This is a genomic window from Stenotrophomonas sp. P2112 (genome assembly GCF_041897515.1).
Lineage (GTDB): Bacteria > Pseudomonadota > Gammaproteobacteria > Xanthomonadales > Xanthomonadaceae > Stenotrophomonas > Stenotrophomonas sepilia.
The window spans coordinates 2475956-2494182 of record NZ_CP169216.1 but is presented as its reverse complement, the minus strand read 5'-3'; the positions used below and the strand labels follow the sequence as shown (position 1 = coordinate 2494182).

Annotated in this window: 17 protein-coding genes; 11 read left to right on the top strand and 6 right to left on the bottom strand. The window is 68.7% G+C overall.

Going from position 1 to position 18227, the window contains the following annotated elements:
- Positions 1-13 precede the first annotated feature (13 nt).
- Entirely contained in the window at positions 14-670 is a 657-nt protein-coding gene (gene fabR, locus ACEPA4_RS11605; protein ID WP_005416927.1) for an HTH-type transcriptional repressor FabR, read from the bottom strand.
- 92 nt (positions 671-762) lie between these two features.
- Between fabR and ACEPA4_RS11600 the strand changes: the two genes are divergently transcribed.
- Together ACEPA4_RS11600 and ACEPA4_RS11595 are read left to right on the top strand one after the other, a co-directional pair.
- Positions 763-1833 carry a ferredoxin reductase gene (locus ACEPA4_RS11600; protein WP_065179194.1) on the top strand — a complete coding sequence of 357 codons (1071 nt, stop codon included), beginning with the start codon at positions 763-765 and terminating at the stop codon, positions 1831-1833.
- Positions 1834-1844: 11 nt separating this feature from the next.
- On the top strand, positions 1845-2993 hold the full coding sequence (locus tag ACEPA4_RS11595) for an acyl-CoA desaturase (protein ID WP_005416924.1): 1149 nt from the start codon (positions 1845-1847) through the stop codon (positions 2991-2993).
- Between the two features lie 5 nt (positions 2994-2998).
- Here ACEPA4_RS11595 and ACEPA4_RS11590 read toward each other — a convergent pair whose 3' ends face one another.
- From ACEPA4_RS11590 to ACEPA4_RS11570, 5 genes are all read right to left on the bottom strand, one after another.
- Positions 2999-3334 carry a lipopolysaccharide assembly protein LapB gene (locus ACEPA4_RS11590; protein WP_053498539.1) on the bottom strand — a complete coding sequence of 112 codons (336 nt, stop codon included), beginning with the start codon at positions 3332-3334 and terminating at the stop codon, positions 2999-3001.
- Positions 3331-3909 (bottom strand): flavin reductase family protein, encoded by a 579-nt coding sequence (locus ACEPA4_RS11585; protein ID WP_053498541.1) that lies wholly within the window; start codon positions 3907-3909, stop codon positions 3331-3333. The genes ACEPA4_RS11590 and ACEPA4_RS11585 overlap by 4 nt, the downstream gene beginning before the upstream one ends.
- Positions 3906-4535, bottom strand: a complete 630-nt coding sequence (locus tag ACEPA4_RS11580; protein ID WP_065179196.1) for a superoxide dismutase — start codon at positions 4533-4535, stop codon at positions 3906-3908. Before ACEPA4_RS11580 ends, ACEPA4_RS11585 begins: the two co-directional genes overlap by 4 nt.
- Positions 4536-4902: 367 nt before the next feature.
- On the bottom strand, positions 4903-6414 hold the full coding sequence (locus ACEPA4_RS11575; RefSeq protein WP_065179197.1) for a thioredoxin family protein: 1512 nt from the start codon (positions 6412-6414) through the stop codon (positions 4903-4905).
- A gap of 128 nt (positions 6415-6542) precedes the next feature.
- A complete protein-coding gene (locus ACEPA4_RS11570) occupies positions 6543-6992 on the bottom strand; it encodes a GNAT family N-acetyltransferase (RefSeq protein ID WP_262090767.1) in 450 nt (149 codons plus the stop codon).
- A gap of 66 nt (positions 6993-7058) precedes the next feature.
- Between ACEPA4_RS11570 and ACEPA4_RS11565 the strand changes: the two genes are divergently transcribed.
- The 9 genes from ACEPA4_RS11565 (at position 7059) to ACEPA4_RS11525 (ending at position 18198) form a co-directional block, all read left to right on the top strand.
- On the top strand, positions 7059-7994 hold the full coding sequence (locus ACEPA4_RS11565) for a TIGR03571 family LLM class oxidoreductase (protein WP_262090766.1): 936 nt from the start codon (positions 7059-7061) through the stop codon (positions 7992-7994).
- Between the two features lie 177 nt (positions 7995-8171).
- Positions 8172-8483: a DUF3817 domain-containing protein gene (locus tag ACEPA4_RS11560; protein WP_032129991.1), complete on the top strand. Its 312-nt coding sequence runs from the start codon at positions 8172-8174 to the stop codon at positions 8481-8483.
- Between the two features lie 154 nt (positions 8484-8637).
- Positions 8638-9834: an MFS transporter gene (locus ACEPA4_RS11555; protein ID WP_262090765.1), complete on the top strand. Its 1197-nt coding sequence runs from the start codon at positions 8638-8640 to the stop codon at positions 9832-9834.
- Positions 9831-11024, top strand: coding sequence for an isochorismate synthase MenF (locus tag ACEPA4_RS11550; RefSeq protein WP_262090764.1), 1194 nt, complete (start codon positions 9831-9833; stop codon positions 11022-11024). The genes ACEPA4_RS11555 and ACEPA4_RS11550 overlap by 4 nt, the downstream gene beginning before the upstream one ends.
- The gene (locus ACEPA4_RS11545; RefSeq protein ID WP_139727226.1) at positions 11021-12673 is read left to right on the top strand and encodes a (2,3-dihydroxybenzoyl)adenylate synthase; all 1653 of its coding nucleotides are present in this window, start codon (positions 11021-11023) and stop codon (positions 12671-12673) included. Before ACEPA4_RS11550 ends, ACEPA4_RS11545 begins: the two co-directional genes overlap by 4 nt.
- Positions 12673-13305: an isochorismatase family protein gene (locus ACEPA4_RS11540; RefSeq protein WP_139727224.1), complete on the top strand. Its 633-nt coding sequence runs from the start codon at positions 12673-12675 to the stop codon at positions 13303-13305. The genes ACEPA4_RS11545 and ACEPA4_RS11540 overlap by 1 nt, the downstream gene beginning before the upstream one ends.
- On the top strand, positions 13305-13562 hold the full coding sequence (locus ACEPA4_RS11535; protein WP_065179204.1) for a phosphopantetheine-binding protein: 258 nt from the start codon (positions 13305-13307) through the stop codon (positions 13560-13562). The genes ACEPA4_RS11540 and ACEPA4_RS11535 overlap by 1 nt, the downstream gene beginning before the upstream one ends.
- Positions 13559-17449, top strand: coding sequence for a non-ribosomal peptide synthetase (locus tag ACEPA4_RS11530; protein ID WP_164093416.1), 3891 nt, complete (start codon positions 13559-13561; stop codon positions 17447-17449). The genes ACEPA4_RS11535 and ACEPA4_RS11530 overlap by 4 nt, the downstream gene beginning before the upstream one ends.
- Complete coding sequence (locus ACEPA4_RS11525) at positions 17440-18198, top strand: 2,3-dihydro-2,3-dihydroxybenzoate dehydrogenase (RefSeq protein WP_139727222.1); 759 nt, start codon at positions 17440-17442, stop codon at positions 18196-18198. The genes ACEPA4_RS11530 and ACEPA4_RS11525 overlap by 10 nt, the downstream gene beginning before the upstream one ends.
- The last annotated feature ends 29 nt before the right edge of the window (positions 18199-18227 follow it).

The window sequence follows — 18227 nt, the reverse complement described above, 5'->3', positions numbered from 1 at the left end:
CAGGGCGCGATCGTCAGCCGCGGCGGAATGCGGCGGGCGTGCGGGCGCCGACGATGATCATGCGGATCATCGTGGAGATCTGTTCGACCAGCTCCGGATCCTTCTCCGGCGGCAGGTCCATGGCGGTGGCGCCCATCGCGAACACCAGCCGGGTGATGGCCTTGGCTACCAGTTCCGGAGCGTGCAGCACCGCGCCATCCAGTGCGGCCAGGCGCACCAGGTCGTGCTGCAGCTCTTCCTCGAAATAATGCAGCTCGCGCTCGACTGCGTGCTTGAAGTCGTCCGAGCCGACCGCGCCTTCGCGCAACAGCACGTGCAGCAGCTTGTCGTCGGCGCGCAGCTGTTCCATGAAGGTCTCCACCGAAACCCGCACCACGCTGGTGGCGGTGGAGGTGGCGCGCTGGCGGGCCTCGCCGATGATGGTGCGCAGCGAGCGGCCGGCTGCGTCGATCAGCGCTACGGCCAGTTCGTCCATGTCGCGGAACTGCCGGTAGAAGCTGTTCGGCGCGATGCCGGCCTCGCGTGCCACTTCGCGCAGGCTGAGCGTGGACAGGCTGCGGTGCGGCCCGATCAGCTTCAGGGCGGCGGCCAGCAGATCTTCGCGGCTCACCGTACGGCGGGCCGGGCTGTTGGCATCTTCAGGCGTCGACAAGACGGTGGCGGCGGCCATGACGGTTCCGGTGGGGCGAGGCTGAATCATACCCAATCCGGTTCAATATACACATGTATACACAGGTGTATGTGCGCCCGTATAGTGCGCCCATGAGCGCTGTCGTCCGTCCATCCCTGTTCTCTCCGTACCGCTGGCTCTCGCCGTCGCTGTTCGATTTCTGGGCGGGCCAGCTCAATCCCCTGTGGACCCTGCGCGAGCCGGTGGCCCGCCTGGTCCGGCGCGAGCCGGCCGGCGAGGGCGCGGCGACCCTGGTCCTGCGCACCAACCGGCACTGGGCCGGCATGCGCGCGGGCCAGCACGTCACCCTCGGCGTGGAGATTGAAGGACGCCTGTGGCAGCGCAGCTACAGCCCCACCGCACTGGGACCGCGCGAACTGGCGATCACCGTCAAGGCGGTCGAGGGCGGCCGGGTCAGCCAGCATCTGGTCAACCATGCGCAGCCGGGCGAGCTGTTCCGCGTGGAGGCTGCGTTCGGAGAATTCCAGTTGCCGGCCGCGGCTCCGGTATTGCTGCTGGCGGCCGGTAGTGGCATCACGCCGATGCGCAGCCTGCTGCGCGACGCCTGCCAGCGCCCGCTGGCCGCGCCGGTGGACCTGTTCTACTGGGAGCGCAGTGCCGCCCAGCTGCAGTTCCGTGATGAGCTGCAGGCGCTGGCCGCGCGCCAGCCGAACCTGCGTGTGCACCTGCTGACCACCCGCGAGGGTGATGTGCCTGCCGCACGCATCGATACTCACGATCTGCAGGTCGCCGGCGATGACACCCCGTTGGCGCAGCGCCACGTGCTGGCCTGTGGCCCGGATGGATTCGTTGCCGCTGCGCGCGAACGCCTGGCGCACCAGGTCGCGGGTTTCCAGGCGGAAGCGTTTACTCCGCCGGCGCCGTTGCGCGACGCCAGCAGCGAAGGCGAAGTGTCGCTGACCCTTGCCCGCAGTGGCCGCCAGCTGAGCGTGCCGCGCGGCCGCTCGTTGCTGGAAAGCCTCGAAGCCCATGGCATCAAGCCCAAGCATGGCTGCCGCATGGGCATCTGCAATACCTGTAGCTGTGACCGCGTCAGTGGCGCCACCCGCCACCTGCGCACCGGCGACCTGCAGTCCGAATCGGCACAGCCGGTGCGGATCTGCGTGAGCGCACCGACCACCGACCTGACCCTGGATCTCTGAGGACGCCTGCCATGACCCGCGCCACCGACCGTGCCCTGAGTACTGCCGAGATGCATGCCTTCGGCGAGGAACTCGACGCGATCCGCGACCGTGTGATCGGCAGCCTCGGCGCCTCCGATACCCGCTACATCCGCCGCGTGGCCGCCGCCGTGCGCTGGTTCGGCGTGGGTGGCCGTGGCCTGCTGTTCCTGGCAGCGTTTTCGCCGCTGTTCTGGATGCCGCTGCTGTGGCCGGCCGCGATCACCGGCACGCTGCTGCTGGCGCTGTCGAAGATCCTGGAGAACATGGAGCTGGGCCACAACGTGATGCACGGCCAGTTCGACTGGACCGGTGATCCCAAGCTCAATGGCAACACCTACGAGTGGGACATCGTTGCCACCGCCGACAACTGGCGCAAGACCCACAATTTCCGCCACCACACCTACACCAATGTGCGTGGCATGGACGATGACATCGGCTATGGCCTGCTGCGCATCTTCCCCGAACAGCGCTGGAAGCCGTTCTACCTGCTGCAGCCGATCATCGCGCCGATCTTCGCACTGCTGTTCCAGTGGGGTGTGGCCGCGCAGGACCTTCGCCTTGGCCGCTGGCTGAAGGGCCGCATGAGTGCCCGTGCGATGTGGCTGCAGACCCGGCCGGTGGCGCGCAAGATGCTGCGCCAGGTGCTGAAGGACTACGTGTTCTTCCCGCTGCTGGCGGGTCCGTTCTTCCTCACCGTGATGCTGGGCAACCTGGTCGCCAACGGCCTGCGCAACATCTGGACCTACGTGATCATCTTCTGCGGGCACTTCACCGCCGAATCGGAAACCTTCCCCAAGGAGTGCCTGCGCAATGAGTCGCGCGGCCACTGGTACCTGCGCCAGCTGCGCGGTTCGTCCAACATCAGCGGCGGCTTCCTGATCAACGTGCTGTCGGGCAACCTCAGCCACCAGATCGAGCACCACTTCTACCCGGATCTGCCGGCCAACCGCTACGCGGCCATCGCCAAGGAAGTGAAGGACATCTGCCGCCGCTACGGCCAGCACTACAACAACGGCTCGCTGCCGCGCCAGTTCGGCCAGGTGGTCTGGCGCATCCTGCGCCACGCGTTCCCGAGCAAGCCGCGCCGCCTGCCGATGCCGGACATCATGTCCGCACCGGCATCGGCCAACGCGGGCTGATCGACTCAGCCCGCCTTCGCCAGGGCCGCCTGTTCGCGGTCCAGGCGGCGCAGGAACACCTGCATTTCCTTGCGTGCCTGCTGGTCGCCCTTGCTGCCGGCCACGCTCAAGCCGCGCTGCCACGCCTCACGGGCCGCCTGTGGCTGGCCACTGGCCAGCCAGGCTTTGCCCAGCAGCTTCCAGGCCGCCGAGTACTGCGGATCAAGCACCACGCAACGGCCCAGGTGGGTTGCCGCGCGTACCGGGTTGCCGGCATCCAGCCAGCCCTTGCCCAGGCCGAAGCGCAGCAGCGCGCCGTCCTTGCCGGCGGCAAGCATGCATTCCAGAGCTTCGATGTTCATCCGCGTACCTCCGCCAGCAGTTCGGCCGGACCCGGCTGGAACCGACCGCGATGGAACAGCAGCGGCGCGCCGCCGTTCTCGTGCACTTCGATGATGCGACCGGCCAGCAGCAGGTGATCGCCCACCGGCCACTGCGCGTGGCGGGTACAGGTGAGATGGGCGACCGCACCGGTGATGCGGGGTGGGGCGTCCTCATCGTCATCCAGCAATGCCAGGCCGTCGAAGCGGTTGCGGACCTGCGGATCGGCGAAGCGCCGGGCCAGCGCTTCCTGGTCGGCCGCCAGCACGCTGAGCGCAAAGCGCGTGGCGCGCTGGAAGGTGGACAGGCTCTGTGCGTGCAACGCCAGGTTCCACAGCACCAACGGTGGCTGCAGTGAGACCGGCACGAACGAGTTGATGGTCAGGCCGACCGGCTTGCCCTGTGCATCGCGCGCGCAGACGATGGCCACGCCGGTCGGGAAATGGCCGAGCAGCCGCCGCAGGGCACGCGGCGGCATCTCGACCGATGGCACCGGGGCCGGGGCGGGGAACACCCCGGCCCACGGCCCGGCGTAGGGCAGTGTCTCGCCGCTCATGAGGCCCGGGCCTGGTGGTAGCGCCGGCCGACTTCGGCCCAGTTGATGATGTTGAAGAAGGCGCCGATGTAGTCCGGGCGGCGGTTCTGGTAGTGCAGGTAGTAGGCGTGTTCCCAGACATCCAGTGCGAGGATCGGGGTGTGGCCGGACAGGCCTACGGCTGCACCCATCAGCGGGCTGTCCTGGTTGGCGCTGCTTTCCACCTGCAGGCGACCATCGCGATCGCTGGTCAGCCAGGCCCAGCCACTGCCGAAGCGGGTCTGCGCGGCCTTGGTGAAGGCCTCCTTGAAAGCATCGAAACCGCCGAGGTCACGGTCGATGGCGGCGGCCAGTTCGTCATCGGGTGCACCACCGGTGGTGCTGAGCACGGTCCAGAACAGGCTGTGGTTGGCGTGGCCGCCGCCGTTGTTGCGGACCGCGCCACGCTGGGCCTCGGGCACGGCATCGAGGTTGGCGATCAGCGCCTCGACCGGCTGCTCGGCGATGCCGGCCTGCTCGATGGCGGCGTTGAGATTGTTGACGTAGGTCTGGTGGTGCTTGCTGTGGTGGATCTCCATCGTGCGCGCATCGAAATGCGGCTCAAGGGCGTCGTAGGCGTAGGGGAGCGGGGGAAGCGAGTACGACATCGAAGCAATCTCCGTGGGAAGGCCAGGGGGCTGGCCGTGGGGAGATCGTTATCGCACCTCAACATTGGTTGAGGTCAAGGGGCGGGATTGAGGTGCGTGCGCGTTCATCGCTTTGATTCTTCCTGCAGGACAGCACTACCAGAACCCGCTTTTCTAACCTCACCGGCGCGCTGAAGTGCTGCCCGCGCTCGCAGGAAACCGTCCGGTGGCGGGGGGAGGGGCTGGCCGGGACCGTTGGCGCCATGGATGGCGCCATCGAGCCCCCAAGGATGGGTTTACGGCGTGTCCCGGCCAGCCCCTCCCCCGGCCACAACCGGCATCAACAAAGGCGCCGGCAGGCGAACCAGCCGCCCGCGTTTTCATCAACTCAACTCAACCAGTCCTTGCACGCGCCATCCACCTGTTCACCGCACGCCTGCTGCATCCTCTGCTGCAATCGCGCCAGCGTCTCGGCACCCTGGTGCTTCCCGCTCCACGCCTTCAGCTGCCCGGCCAGGCGCTCGAAACGCTGGCGGGTGCGCTGGTGGTAACCCGACGGCTGCGCCTCCAGTTCGGCGATCAGCGAGGCGGTGGCCTGCTCGATGCGCGGCGCGTCGTTCGGCGCCAGCTTCAGCAACCCTTCCACGTACAGCACGCCCCATTGCACGCGGGTGGCCGGGCCCTGCGCACCGTCGTAGGCACGCTTCAACCACTCCAGCGCACCGGCAGTGTCGCCGCGCTGCTCGGCCAGTTCGGCCAGCTCGGGCATGTAGTAGTAGGGCTGCTCGCTGCGCTTCAGCTCCGCCAGCAACAACGCCTCGGCACCGGCGTCGTCACCGACCTGGCGCAGTGCGTAGACCGCGCTGCTGATCGTGGCCTGGCGTGCATGCGCATCAGTGGCGGTGGCGTCGGCCGCGGCCACGCGCTGCTTGACCCGATCAACCAGCGGCGCGGGCAGTGCGCCCTTCGGCTGCTGCTGGCGGGCCAGCGATACTTCCGTCAGTGCGCGCGACAATGCGTCGTCGGCGCGGTCGCCGCGCTCGGCATCTGCGCGTTCCAGCGCGACCAGCAGCTGCTGGCCCAGCGTGTTGCGGGTGGCCGGCCCAGTACTGGCCTGCGTGACCAGCTGTGCGCCTGCATAGCCCAGCAACTCACGGTTGCGGCGGACTTCGGCCGGCTGCGCCAGCACGGCCTGCAGCAGCTCGCGTACTTCGGTAGGCGAGCTGGCGGGCGTGTCGGCGGTGGCCAAGGCCAGCAGGGCGAAGCGGCGCTGCAGGGCGGCATCCGGTGCCGCCTTGGACAGCTGGCGCAGTACATCCTGACTCCTGCGCTCGCCGGCCAGGCGGTTGGCGTCGACTTCCCAGCCGTAGTCGCCCAGTACCTGCCAGTCTTCTGCAGCCAACTTCTCCGGCGTGGCCAGGGCGGTGGCCAGAGTGGCAGCGATTGCACTGCGGCGCCCGGCGGCAACGGTCAACGCCCGGGTCAGTTCGGCGGCGTCGTTGCCACCGGCCACGCGGGTAAGTTCATTGCGCTGTGGGTCCAGTACGATCAGGGTCGGGTAGCCGCGCACCCCGAAGCGTTCGCCCCAGGCCTGCGCACCTTCCTCGTCGCCATCCAGATAGACCGGCACGAACTTGCCGGTCAAGGCGATGAAGGCCGGGTCCTTGAACAGGCCGGCCTTGAGCTGGTTGCACGGCGGGCACCAGACCGCGCCCCAGTACAGCAGCACCGGCTTGCCGCTGTCTGCGGCTTCGGCGAAGGCATCATCGACGTCACCCTGGCGCCACGCGATTCCCTTGGCCGGCGCAGGTGCCTCGGCGGAGTTGGCGGTGGAAACCGGGGCCGGGGCGCAGGCACTCAGCGCCGAAGCCAGCAGCAACACGGAAAGCGCGACGCGCATCGGCAGGATCTCGAAGGGCAGGGTGACAGGGCATTGTAGGAACGCGCAGGGAACCCGCTGATTCAGTTTGCTCATGACGGACATGCGCCGGGGCATGACGCCCCGGGCATTGGCCGGGGCCCGTGCCTTCAGGCGGCTGCCCGCACCATCTGCTGGTAGACCAGCCCGTTGAACTCGCCGGCCTCACCGTCAATCACGAAGCCATAGCGCAGATAGGTCGGCACAGCGTTGAGCGATGCGCGTACGGTCAGGGCCGGCTCGCGTACCTGAGGCAGCACCGCCTCGAACAGTGCATGGCCGATGCCCTGTCCCTGGCAGCCGGGATCGACGAACAGCATCGCCAGGTGGCGACCTTCCTTCAGCTCGACCACGCCGACGACACGGCCGTCCTGCTCGGCCACCAGGATGTGGTTGTCGCCGTGCAGGCGTTCACCGAACGCATCGGCGGCGGCGACATTGCCGAACGTGGCGATGCCGGTTGCGCTGAGCGAGGGCGCCACCGCCGCAGTGAACGCGGCCAGGCACACCGCGCTGATCGCGGGCAGGTCATCGACGCGGGCAGGGCGGATCGTCGGCATGCAGTGTTCTTCCCGTGGCGGGCTGCGCGTCATCGCTGCCCCGTGCCTGCACGCTAAGCTGCAGGCATGAGTGATTTCAATCCCGCGTACGCTGCGTTGTTTCCAGGGCAGGGCTTGAGCCTGGGCCTGATGACGCCGGTGGCGTCGCAGGGGCTGGCCGATCCGCATCAGGCGCGGCGCATCGCGCGGTTGGCCGACGATCTTGGTTTCGCCGCGTTGTGGGCGCGCGATGTGCCGCTGATGGTGCCGCAGGGTCCGGACGCGACAGCAAGTGCGCTGGACGATCCGTTCCTGTGGCTGGGCATGCTGGCGGCCGCGACGGGGCACATCGTGGTCGGCAGCGCGGCCATCGTGCTGCCATTGCGCCAGCCGCTGCAGGTGGCGAAGTCGGCGTTGAGCCTGGACCGGATCAGCGGCGGACGCTTCGTACTGGGCCTGGGTTCGGGTGACCGCCCGGAAGAGTTCGCCGCATTCGGCGAGGATCTGGAGGGCAGGGCGGCGACCTTCCGTGAGCGTTGGACGTTGTTGCGGGCGGCGCTGTCACCGGCCGCCGATGAGCGCACCGCCGCATTGCAGGCCACTGGTGGCTTCGACGTGCTGCCAGCGCCGGCAACCCGCATTCCGATGCTGGTGGTGGGTACCGCGCGGCAGAGCCTGCAGTGGATAGCGCGTGAGGCCGAAGGCTGGGCCACCTATCACCGCGAAGAGGCCGCGCAGGAAGGGCGCATCGGCCTGTGGCAGCAGGCGCTGGCGCAGCGCGGCGGGCCAGGCAAGCCGTTCGTGCAGTCGATGCTGCTGGACCTGCAGGCAGATCCGCAGGCGCCGCCCGAGCCGCTGCCGCTGGGCCTGAAGGTCGGCCGCGAAGGCCTGCGTGAGTATCTGCTGCGCGTGCATGCGCAGGGCGTGGCGCATGTGATGTTCAACCTGATCGATAACGGGCGGACGATGGATGACGTGCTGCGCGAGATCGGGGAGCAGGTTCTGCCGGATATGCCCGGGTAGGTGTCCACCTTGGTGGACACGCTCTCGCCGCTGCGCCCGCTGAACTGCTGAGCGTTTCCTTCAGTAGCCGAGGCAGAAGCAGTCGAGCACCGCTCGACTCTACATGCAGCAGGCATCTGCGTATCATTCGCATTTGATATCCCGATGCCGGAGCCCCGCGTGACCCAACGTTGCCCCATGCACCCGACCGGACGCCTGTTCGCCGCGGTCGCTTTCATCGAGGCCGTGACCTGGGCCGGCCTGCTCATCGGCATGTGGATGAAGTACGGCCCGATGGCCAACGTGGCGCTGGTGAAGCTGTTCGGGCCGCTGCACGGCGTGGCCTTCCTGGTCTATGTGGCAGTCACCCTGTTTGCTGCCGTGCGCCTGCGTTGGCCGTGGTGGGCCAGTGCCCTGGCCCTGCTGGCAGCGATCCCGCCGCTGGTGACGCTGCCCCTGGAGTGGTGGTTCAAGCGCCGTGGCCTGCTCGGCCTGCGTGCAATGCGCTGAACCCAGTGTTGCGCGCCCATTCAAGAGAATGGGTATCAAATGCAAATACGAGCCGTTATCATTTGAGGGTGGCATCTGGCCCTGAGCAGAGTCGGTGCCGGGTGGGGCGTGCAGGCGCGCCCGGCCAATCCTTTCCTGTTACGGCTGGTGTTTCATGCACGCACGTCCCGTCGTTCCCGGCTTGCCGGCGCTGGTGTTGGCTGCCCTGATTGGCACCATGGCGATGATGTCCTTCGTCGCCGTGATCGGCCCGGTGGTCCGCATGCTCGGTTTGTCCGAGTGGCATGCCGGGCTGTCAGTCACCGCCGCAGGCGTGTTGTGGATGCTGGCCGCGCGCCCCTGGGGCCAGCTCAGCGACCGCATCGGCCGCAAGCGCGTGCTGATGCTGGCGATGAGTGCCTACACCGTGGTCTACATCGCGCTGGCGGTGTTCATCGACGTGGCCCTGCAGGCGGTGCCGCCGGTGCTGGTGTCAGTGCTGGTGCTGGTCGCTGCGCGCGGCCTGATCGGCCTGTTCTACGCAGCGGTGCCTCCTACCGCAGCTGCGCTGATCGCCGACAAGGCACCGACCGGGCAGCGTGCGAAGTTCCTCGCCCGCCTGGGCAGCGCCAACGCATTGGGCATGGTGCTGGGCCCGGCTGCCGCGGGTTGGCTGGCCTATACGAACCTGTCGCTGGCGCTGTACGTGGCCGCACTGTTGCCACTGCTGGCGTTGGCGCTGCTGGCCTGGCGACTGCCGGCGACGCCGCCCGTGGTGGGCGTTTCCGCCCAGCGCCGCGCGCCGATGAGCTGCCTCGACCCGCGCCTGCGCCTGCCGCAGCTGGCGGCGTTCATCGCCATGGTCTCGGTGACCATCGCGCAGGTGACGGTGGGCTTTTTCGCGATTGATCGGCTGGGCCTGGATGCGGCGGCCGGTGCGCGCATGGCCGGCATCGCGCTGACGGCGGTCGGCGTTGGCCTGATCCTGGCGCAGGCGCTGGTGATGAAGCTGGAGGTTCATCCGCGCCGCTGGATCGCCCTCGGCGCCGTGATCTCAGGCATTGGCTTTGCTTCGGTGGCGGGCGTGCAGCAGGGCTGGCAGCTGCCGGCGGCGTACGCGCTGGCCGCGTTCGGCATGGGCTGCGTGTTCCCTTCGTTCCAGGCGCTGGCCGCCGACGCGGTGGAAGCGCATGAGCAGGGCGCTTCGGCAGGCACGGTCGCTGCCGCGCAGGGGCTGGGCATGGTGGCCGGGCCGATGCTCGGCACGCTGTTGTATCGCGGCGGGCCCAGCCTGCCATACCTGCTGGTCGGCGCGTTGCTGCTGTTGCTGTGCGCGCTGGCTGCAGCGCATCGGATGAAGGAGACCCCATGAACGATTCCCTGATGCAGGGCGCGTGGCCGGAGGCTGCGCCAGCGCCGCAGGAGAGCAGCGACGACGCGACGCTGTTCCTCCTGCGGCACGCTGGCCAGCACGTGCACGCACGCGGTTGCCGCGCCACGCTGCCGGCCGGTGCGCTGGCGACGTTGGCGGAACGCGTTTCGGTGTTCTTTGCCCAGCAGCGCGGCGGCCCGGGCCTGCTGGTTGGCGCAGTCCCATTCGAACCCCGTGCCGACGACGCGTTGTACCAGCCCGAGCGCCTGCTGCCAGCGCTGGCACTACAGCCACAGGCCGCGCCAGCGCTGGAGGGTGCCCTGCAGGCCGAGCCTTCGGCGCAGGCGTACGCGGCGTCGGTGGCTGCGGCGGTGCAGGCACTGCGCGCGCCCGAACTGGACCTTCAGAAGGTGGTGCTGGCGCGCAGCCTGGTGGCACGCACCCACCGGGTGCTGTCTCCGGACGTGCTGCTGGCACGGCTGGGCGCGGATCCTTCGGTGGCGACCTATGCGGTTCCGCTGCCGGTGGAAGTGGGTCAGGCGCCAGCGTGGCTGGTGGGCGCGACCCCGGAATTGCTGCTGCGCAAGCGTGGTGCTGAGCTGTTGTCGCACCCGCTGGCGGGGTCTGCGCGGCGCTGCGCCGATGCTGCCGAGGACGAGCGCGCCGCGCAGAACCTGCTGGCCTCGACCAAGGACCATGACGAGCACCGTCATGTGGTCGAGGCGATCGTCGAGGGTCTGGCGCCGTATTGCAGCCACATCGATGCACAGCCGCGGCCGGCGCTGCATGCCACCGCCAGCATGTGGCATCTGGGCACACGCATCCATGCCACGCTGAAGGATCCGCACACGTCGGCCGCCGAGCTGCTGGCGCAACTGCACCCTACGCCGGCGGTCTGCGGTACGCCGCGGTTGGCGGCGCTGCAGCGCATCCGCGAGCTGGAACCGGTGCCGCGCGGCTTCTATGCCGGCGCCGTGGGCTGGTTGGACGCGCAGGGTGACGGCGACTGGTATGTGGCAATCCGCTGCGCACGCCTGCAGGGAATGCAGCTGCGCCTGTTCGCCGGCGCCGGCATCGTTGCCGACTCGCAGCCCGAGGCCGAGGTGGCCGAGACCGCTGCGAAGTTCGCCGCCCTGCTGAATGCGCTGGGTGTCCATGAATCCGCGCCTGCGATCGAGCCTGCCGCATGACTACCTCCACTGACGCTTCCCGCCTGCCACTGCAGCAGGTGTGGCCGGATGACCTGATGGCGCGCTATCGCGAGGCTGGGCATTGGCGTGGCGAGACCTTCCCGGGGTTCCTGCGCGAACGTGCAGAACGCTATGCCGATGACATTGCGGTGGTCGCCGGCGACGTGCGCCTGAGCTATGCGCAGCTGTGGCACGAGGCCGGGCGGATCGGTGCCGGCCTGCTGACGCTCGGCCTGCAGCCAGGGGAGCGGGTGCTGGTGCAGCTGGGCAACACGGCAGGCTTCGTCACAACGGTCTGTGGCCTGTTCCGCGCCGGACTGGTGCCGGTGTACGCGTTGCCGGCACACCGCATCACCGAGCTGGTGCACTTCGCCAACAAGGCCGAAGCCAGTGCCTACATCACCACCGGGCTGCATGATGGCTTCGACCATCGCGGACTGGCGCGGGCGCTGCAGGCCGACGTGCCGGCGGTTCGCCATGTAGTGATCGACGGCGATGCGGCGGAGTTCATTGGGGTGGAGGCACTGCAGGGCGATCGCAGCCGGTTGCCGGCCGATCCGGACCCGCAGTCTGTGGCGTTCCTGCAGATTTCCGGTGGGAGCACCGGGCTGTCCAAGCTGATTCCACGCACGCATGACGACTACATCTATTCGTTCCGTGCCAGCAATGAAATCTGCGGCATCGACCGCGACAGCGTCTACCTGGTCGCGCTGCCGGCCGCGCACAATTTCCCGATGAGCTCGCCCGGCTTCTTCGGCGCGTTGTATGCCGGTGCCCGCGTGGTGCTCAGCCCCGGCCCCGGGCCGGACGCCGCATTCCCGCTGATCGCACGGGAGCGGGTGACCTGCTGCGGCCTGGTGCCGCCGCTGGCGCTGCTGTGGGCGCAGGCCGCCGCCACCAGCAAGTATGACGTGTCGAGCCTGCAGGTGCTGCAGGTGGGCGGTGCCAAACTGGTGCCGGAAGCCGCACGGCGAGTGATCGACGGCCTTGGCTGCACGCTGCAGCAGGTGTTTGGCATGGCCGAAGGCCTGGTCAACTACACGCGGCTGGATGATCCGGAGGACCTGATCGTGGCTTGCCAGGGTCGGCCGATCAGTCCGGACGACGAAGTGCGCGTGGTCGATGACCATGACCAGCCGGTGGCCGAAGGCGAGGTGGGGCATCTGCTCACCCGTGGCCCGTACACCATCCGTGGCTACCACAACGATGCGGTGGCCAATGCGCGCTCGTTCACCGATGACGGCTTCTACCGTACCGGTGACCGTGTGCAGCAGCTGCCCGGAGGCTACCTGGTGGTGCAGGGGCGTGCGGGTGACCACATCAACCGGGCGGGCGAGAAGATCTCTGCTGAAGAGATAGAGGACCACCTGCTGGCACATCCGGGCGTGTTCGATGCGGCCGTGGTCTCGATTCCCGACGAGTACCTGGGCGAGCGCAGCTGCGCCTTTGTGATCCCGCAGGGCGAACCGTTCAAGGCGCCGGCACTGAAGGCCTGGATGCGCGGGCGCGGCCTGGCGGCGTTCAAGGTGCCCGACCAGATCGTGTTCGTCGACAGTTTCAATACCACGGCGGTCGGCAAGATCAGCCGCCGCGAATTGCGCGCGCAGCTGCGTGCGCGTCATCTGCAACAGACAGGAGGAACGCGCTGATGGCGCTGCCCCGTATCACCGACTATCCCTTGCCGACCGCCGCCGAACTGCCGCAGGCGCGTGGCCCGTGGCGCCCGCAGCGCGATCGTGTGGCTTTGCTGGTGCACGACATGCAACGCTACTTCCTGGCGGCATTCGACGCCGGCAGCACGCCCTTGCGGCCGGCGGTGGACAACATCGTGCGCCTGCTGGCGCACTGCCGCGCGCAGGGCATTCCGGTGTTCTACACCGCCCAGCACGGTGACCAGGACCGTCGCGACCGCGGCCTTCAGGCCGACCTGTGGGGACCGGGCATGCGTCGCAGCGCCGATCATGAGCCGATCATCGAGGCGCTGGCGCCGCAGCCGGGCGAGCATGTGCTGGTCAAGCATCGCTATAGCGCCTTCCAGCGCAGCAACCTGGAGACGCTGATGCGGGTACGTGGGCGTGATCAGCTGCTGGTGACCGGCGTGTACGCCCATATCGGCTGTACCGCGACCGTGGTCGATGCCTTCCAGCGTGATATCGAGGCCTTCATCGCCGCTGATGCGGTGGCCGACTTCTCGCGTGCCGATCACGATCAGGCGCTGCACTGGATCGCGCGCACCTGTGGTGTGCCGATGACCACCGATCAGCTGCTGGAGGTGCTGTGATGGCTGCCATGGGTGAGGCGCTGGATCTGGAGCGGATGCGTGCCGACGTGGCGCGTGTCCTGGAGTGCACGCCGGCCGAGATCGGTGACGACGACAACCTGATCGACCTGGACCTGGACTCGATGCGCATGCTCGGCCTGGTCCTGGCCTGGGGCAACAATGGCCTTCCGCTGGAGTTCTCGCAGTTGGCCGAGCACACCACGCTGCGCCAGTGGTGGGGTGTGGTGCAGCAACTGCAGGCCGCGCAGAACGCATGAACGCCGCAGCGCTGGCCACGCCGGTGGCGTTGACCGAGGCCCAGGCGGGGCTGTGGTTTGCACAGCGGCTGGCACCGGACAATCCGTCATTCAATACCGCGCACGCGGTATGGATCGACGGCCCGCTGGACGTGGCCGCGTTCGTCGCAGCGGCAGACCGGGCTGCGCGCGAGGCCGAGGCTTTCGCATTGCGCTTTGCCGAAGGTGCCGATGGCCAGCCACTACAGTGGCATGACCCGGTACACGTACCGCTGCTTTCCGTACGCGATGTGTCCGCCGAGGCGGATCCCGCCGCTGCGGCACGCAGCCTGATGCACGCCGACCGGCTGAGCCCGGTCGATCCCACCCGCGACCGGATCAGCCAGCAGGTGCTGCTTGAACTGGGTGGGCAGCGCTGGGTCTGGTACCTGCGGGTGCATCATCTGGCTGCCGATGGCTACGGCATGGCGCTGTTCACCGATCGCGTGTGCGCGTTGTACGCCGGCCGCAAGGGTGAGCCACTGCCAGGACTGTCCGCTGTGCTGGCCGATGATGCCGCCTACCGTGCCGATCCGCGCCGCGTGCAGGCCGGGCAGTGGTGGCGTGAGCACATGCAGGGCGCACCGGCAGGCGCAGGCCTGGCCGGCACGCTCGCGGCCAGTGACGACGCGCTGCGCTGGGTGCAGCCGCTCGATGCGGCATTCCGTGAGCTGTTGCTGCAGGCTTCGGTGCGTTGGCTGCAGCCTTGGCCGGATGTGCTGGTCGCACTGGCGGCCGAGTACCTGCGGCGGATGAGTGGCGCCGATGAAGTGGTGCTGGGCGTGCCCTACATGGGGCGGTTGGGCAACGCGTCGGCGCGGGTGCCGGCGATGGTGATGAATGTGTTGCCGCTGCGCGTGGCGGCCGGCGAGGGCAGCGTCGAGGCCTTTGCCCGGGGCCTGGGTCGCCAGCTCAGTCAAGGCCGCAGGCACGGCCGCTACCGGGGCGAGCAGCTGCGCCGGGACCTGGGCCTGGTCGGCACGCAGCAGCGCCTGCACGGCCCGCTGGTGAATGTGCAGCCGTTCTACAGGCCGCCGGCCCTGCCCGGCGTGCAGGCGGCGCTGGAGGTGCTGTGCACCGGGCCGGTGGATGACCTGGCGCTGGGTTTCCGTGGCGATGGCCAGCACCTGCTGGATCTGGAGATCGAGGCCAATCCCGCGCTGTACAGTCGCGAGGATGTCGAGGCGCACGCGGCGCGGCTGCTGAATTTCGTGTCGGCGGCGCTGCAGGCTGACGATATCGAAGCCGTACCCTTGGCCACGCCCATGGAGGCGCAAGAGGTGCTGCAGGGTTTCAACGCCACCGCGCACGCGCTTCCTGAGACCACCCTGGTTGAATTGCTGCAGCAGGGCATGGATCGGGACCCGCACGCGCCTGCGCTGGTGTTCGGCGATGCTGCCATGGATTACGCAACGCTGGAAGCGCGCAGTTTCGCGCTGGCGGCACAGCTGCGGGCGATGGGTGTCGGCCCGGGCAGCGTGGTGGCGGTGGCATTGCCGCGCTCGCTGGCGCTGGTGATCGCGCTGGTGGCCGTGCTGCGCGCAGGCGCGGCCTACCTGCCGCTGGACCTTGCCCATCCCGACGAGCGGCTGGCGCGGATCTTCGCCTCGGCGCAGCCGGTGTGCGTTCTGGCTGCGGCGGAGGTTTCGGCGCGCATGGCCGGCGTACCGGTGCTCGCGCCGGAGCAGTGGACCGCGCTGAGCTTCGCCGCGCCGTGGGCCGATCCGGCGCCCAGCGATGCGGCCTATGTGATCTATACCTCCGGTTCGACCGGGGAACCGAAGGGCGTGGTCGTCGAACACCGTGCCATCGTCAACCGCCTGCTGTGGATGCGCGAGCACTACGGCATCCGCGCCGATGACCGCGTGCTGCAGAAAACCCCGGCCACCTTCGATGTCTCGGTCTGGGAGTTCTTCCTGCCGTTGCTGTGCGGAGCCACGCTGGTGGTTGCCGGGCCCGATGCGCATCGCGACCCCACCGAACTGGCGCGGCTGATCCGCGGGCATGGCATCACCACGGCGCATTTCGTGCCGTCGATGCTCGATGCCTTCCTCGCTGCACCGGCCTCCGAAGGCCTGCAGCTGCGACGGGTATTCACCAGTGGCGAGGCGCTGGACGCCGCGTTGCGCGACCGCTTCCACGCGCGCATGCACGCCGAGCTGCACAACCTGTACGGCCCGACCGAAGCCGCGGTGGACGTCAGCTACTGGCCGGCGTCGGCGCAGGATCGATCGCGGCCGGTGCCGATCGGCTTCCCGGTCTGGAATACCCGCCTTTACGTGCTGGACGCGCGGATGCAGCCGGTGCCGGTCGGTGTGGCCGGTGACCTTTATCTGGGCGGTGTGCAGCTGGCGCGTGGCTATCTCGGTCGCGAGGACCTGACTGCCGAACGCTTCCTTGCCGATCCTTTCCTGGCGGGCGAGCGCATCTACCGCACCGGCGACATAGCGCGCTGGCGCAGCGATGGCGCGGTGGAGTACCTGGGCCGCAGCGACCATCAGGTGAAACTGCGCGGCCTGCGCATCGAGTTGGGCGAGATCGAGGCGGCTTTGCGCGAACTGCCGGGCATGGAGCGGGTGGAAGTGCTCCTGCGCCACGACGCACCCGGCGATGCCCGGCTGGTAGCCTATGTGCCGTCGGCACTGGCCGACGCCAGCATGCTGCGTAGTCATCTGGCCACACGCGTGCCGGATTACATGGTGCCGTCCGCCTTCGTTGGCGTGGATCACTGGCCGGTGACCGCCAACGGCAAGTTGGATCGCAACGCGCTGCCCGTACCACCGCGGCAGGAGATCGCCGGGCTGGCGCCGCGCACGCCGTTGGAACAGGAGCTGGCTTCGCTGTTTGCCCAGGCACTCGGGCGAGATGCGCCGGTGGCGGTGGATGCGGATTTCTTCAGTCTCGGCGGTGACTCACTGTCGGCGGTGCACCTGCTGCTGGCGATCGAACAGCGCTGGCGCTGCGATCTCGGTCTGGGGGCCTTGTTTGCCCAGCCCACCGTGGCTGCGCTGGCGGTTCGCATTGCCGAGCCGCCCGCGCTGGCCGATCACGCACTGGGGCCGGTGATTGCGCTGGCCGCGACCGAACCGGCCGGGCCTACGCCGCTGTTCGTGCTGCACCCGGCCGGCGGCATCGCCTGGAACTACCGCGCCCTGGCCCGGGCACTGCAGCCGGCACGCCCGGTATATGGCCTGCAGTCGCCGGCACTGGACGCGCGGCAGCCGCTGCCGAGCAGTATCGAGGCGATGGCCAACGACTACGTACAGCGTGTGGTCGCATTGCAGCCGACGGGGGCGGTGCATCTGCTGGGCTGGTCGGTGGGTGGCATCCTCGCCCAGGCGATGGCGGTGCGACTGCATGAGATCGGGCGCGAGGTCGGCGAACTTGTACTGCTGGACGCCTATCCCAGCGAGTGCTGGCGGGCCGAGCCGGAGCCCGATGCCATCGCCGCATTGCGGGCACTGCTGGCGATTGCCGGTCATGACCCGGATGCGCATCCGGAACTGGACAGCCGGGAACGCATTCTCGCGTTCCTGCGTCGTGGCGGCAGTGCGCTGGGTAGCCTGCCGGATGTCGTGCTGGATGGCGTGGTGCGCGCCGTGACCGGCACCAATCGACTGATCCGTGAACATATCCACCGGCCGTTCGATGGCACGCTGGTGCATGTGCGTGCCGGTCGAGATCACCAGGCGCGGCCACAGTTGCGGTCGGCGTTGTGGCGGGCACACGCGCGCAGGGTGCAGTCGTTGGAACTGCCATTCCTGCACGCAGAGCTGACCGGACGCGATGCAGTGGCGCAGCTGGCGCCGTGGTTGTCGGCACGCTTGCGCCAATGGGACGAACAACAGGAGATCGCAACATGCAGTTGACCGGTTTCAAAGGCCGCGTGGCGTTGGTGACCGGCGCCGCCGGTGGCATCGGCGAGGCACTGGTACGGTTGCTGGCCGAGGCCGGTTGCACCGTGGTGGCGACCGATCGCGAGGCGCCTGTTACGGCAGATGTGCGTGTGCATACCTTCGCACTCGACGTGACCGACAGTGCCGCCGTGGACGGCTTGGTGGATCAGGTCGAGTCCAGCATCGGGCCGATCATGCTGGCCGCCAGCGTGGCCGGTGTGCTGCATGTGGGCGGCGTGACCGAGACCGGCGATGACGACTGGCGCCGGGTGTTCGCGGTGAACACCGACGGGGTGTTCCATGTCGGGCGTGCCCTGGCGCGGGTGATGTCGCCGCGCGGGCAGGGCGCGATGGTTACCGTCAGCTCGAATGCGGCCGGTGTGCCGAGGCATGGCATGGCCGCCTATGCGGCATCCAAGGCCGCCGCCACGATGTTCACCCGCTGCCTCGGGCTGGAGCTGGCGCCGTTGGGCATCCGCTGCAACATCGTCGCCCCGGGGTCCACGCTGACCCCGATGCAGACCGGCATGTGGCAGGACGAGCACGGAGCCGAACGGGTGATCGTCGGCAGCCTTGAGACCTACAAGGCCGGCATCCCACTGCGCAAGCTGGCCACCCCGGAAGACATCGCGCACTCGGCGATGTTCCTGCTCTCCGAGCAGGCCGGGCACGTAGCGATGAGCGACCTGTACGTGGACGGCGGCGCCACCCTGCGCGGCTGAGGTCTGGTAGTGCCGGCCGCTGGCCGGCA

Excerpts from the sequence above, each read along its gene's own strand:
- fabR (WP_005416927.1), bottom strand. The coding sequence starts at position 670 with ATGGCCGCCGCCACCGTCTTGTCGACGCCTGAAGATGCCAACAGCCCG.
- ACEPA4_RS11600 (WP_065179194.1), top strand. The coding sequence starts at position 763 with ATGAGCGCTGTCGTCCGTCCATCCCTGTTCTCTCCGTACCGCTGGCTC.
- ACEPA4_RS11595 (WP_005416924.1), top strand. The coding sequence starts at position 1,845 with ATGACCCGCGCCACCGACCGTGCCCTGAGTACTGCCGAGATGCATGCC.
- ACEPA4_RS11590 (WP_053498539.1), bottom strand. The coding sequence starts at position 3,334 with ATGAACATCGAAGCTCTGGAATGCATGCTTGCCGCCGGCAAGGACGGC.
- ACEPA4_RS11585 (WP_053498541.1), bottom strand. The coding sequence starts at position 3,909 with ATGAGCGGCGAGACACTGCCCTACGCCGGGCCGTGGGCCGGGGTGTTC.
- ACEPA4_RS11580 (WP_065179196.1), bottom strand. The coding sequence starts at position 4,535 with ATGTCGTACTCGCTTCCCCCGCTCCCCTACGCCTACGACGCCCTTGAG.
- ACEPA4_RS11575 (WP_065179197.1), bottom strand. The coding sequence starts at position 6,414 with ATGCGCGTCGCGCTTTCCGTGTTGCTGCTGGCTTCGGCGCTGAGTGCC.
- ACEPA4_RS11570 (WP_262090767.1), bottom strand. The coding sequence starts at position 6,992 with ATGCCGACGATCCGCCCTGCCCGCGTCGATGACCTGCCCGCGATCAGC.
- ACEPA4_RS11565 (WP_262090766.1), top strand. The coding sequence starts at position 7,059 with ATGAGTGATTTCAATCCCGCGTACGCTGCGTTGTTTCCAGGGCAGGGC.
- ACEPA4_RS11560 (WP_032129991.1), top strand. The coding sequence starts at position 8,172 with ATGCACCCGACCGGACGCCTGTTCGCCGCGGTCGCTTTCATCGAGGCC.
- ACEPA4_RS11555 (WP_262090765.1), top strand. The coding sequence starts at position 8,638 with ATGCACGCACGTCCCGTCGTTCCCGGCTTGCCGGCGCTGGTGTTGGCT.
- ACEPA4_RS11550 (WP_262090764.1), top strand. The coding sequence starts at position 9,831 with ATGAACGATTCCCTGATGCAGGGCGCGTGGCCGGAGGCTGCGCCAGCG.
- ACEPA4_RS11545 (WP_139727226.1), top strand. The coding sequence starts at position 11,021 with ATGACTACCTCCACTGACGCTTCCCGCCTGCCACTGCAGCAGGTGTGG.
- ACEPA4_RS11540 (WP_139727224.1), top strand. The coding sequence starts at position 12,673 with ATGGCGCTGCCCCGTATCACCGACTATCCCTTGCCGACCGCCGCCGAA.
- ACEPA4_RS11535 (WP_065179204.1), top strand. The coding sequence starts at position 13,305 with ATGGCTGCCATGGGTGAGGCGCTGGATCTGGAGCGGATGCGTGCCGAC.
- ACEPA4_RS11530 (WP_164093416.1), top strand. The coding sequence starts at position 13,559 with ATGAACGCCGCAGCGCTGGCCACGCCGGTGGCGTTGACCGAGGCCCAG.
- ACEPA4_RS11525 (WP_139727222.1), top strand. The coding sequence starts at position 17,440 with ATGCAGTTGACCGGTTTCAAAGGCCGCGTGGCGTTGGTGACCGGCGCC.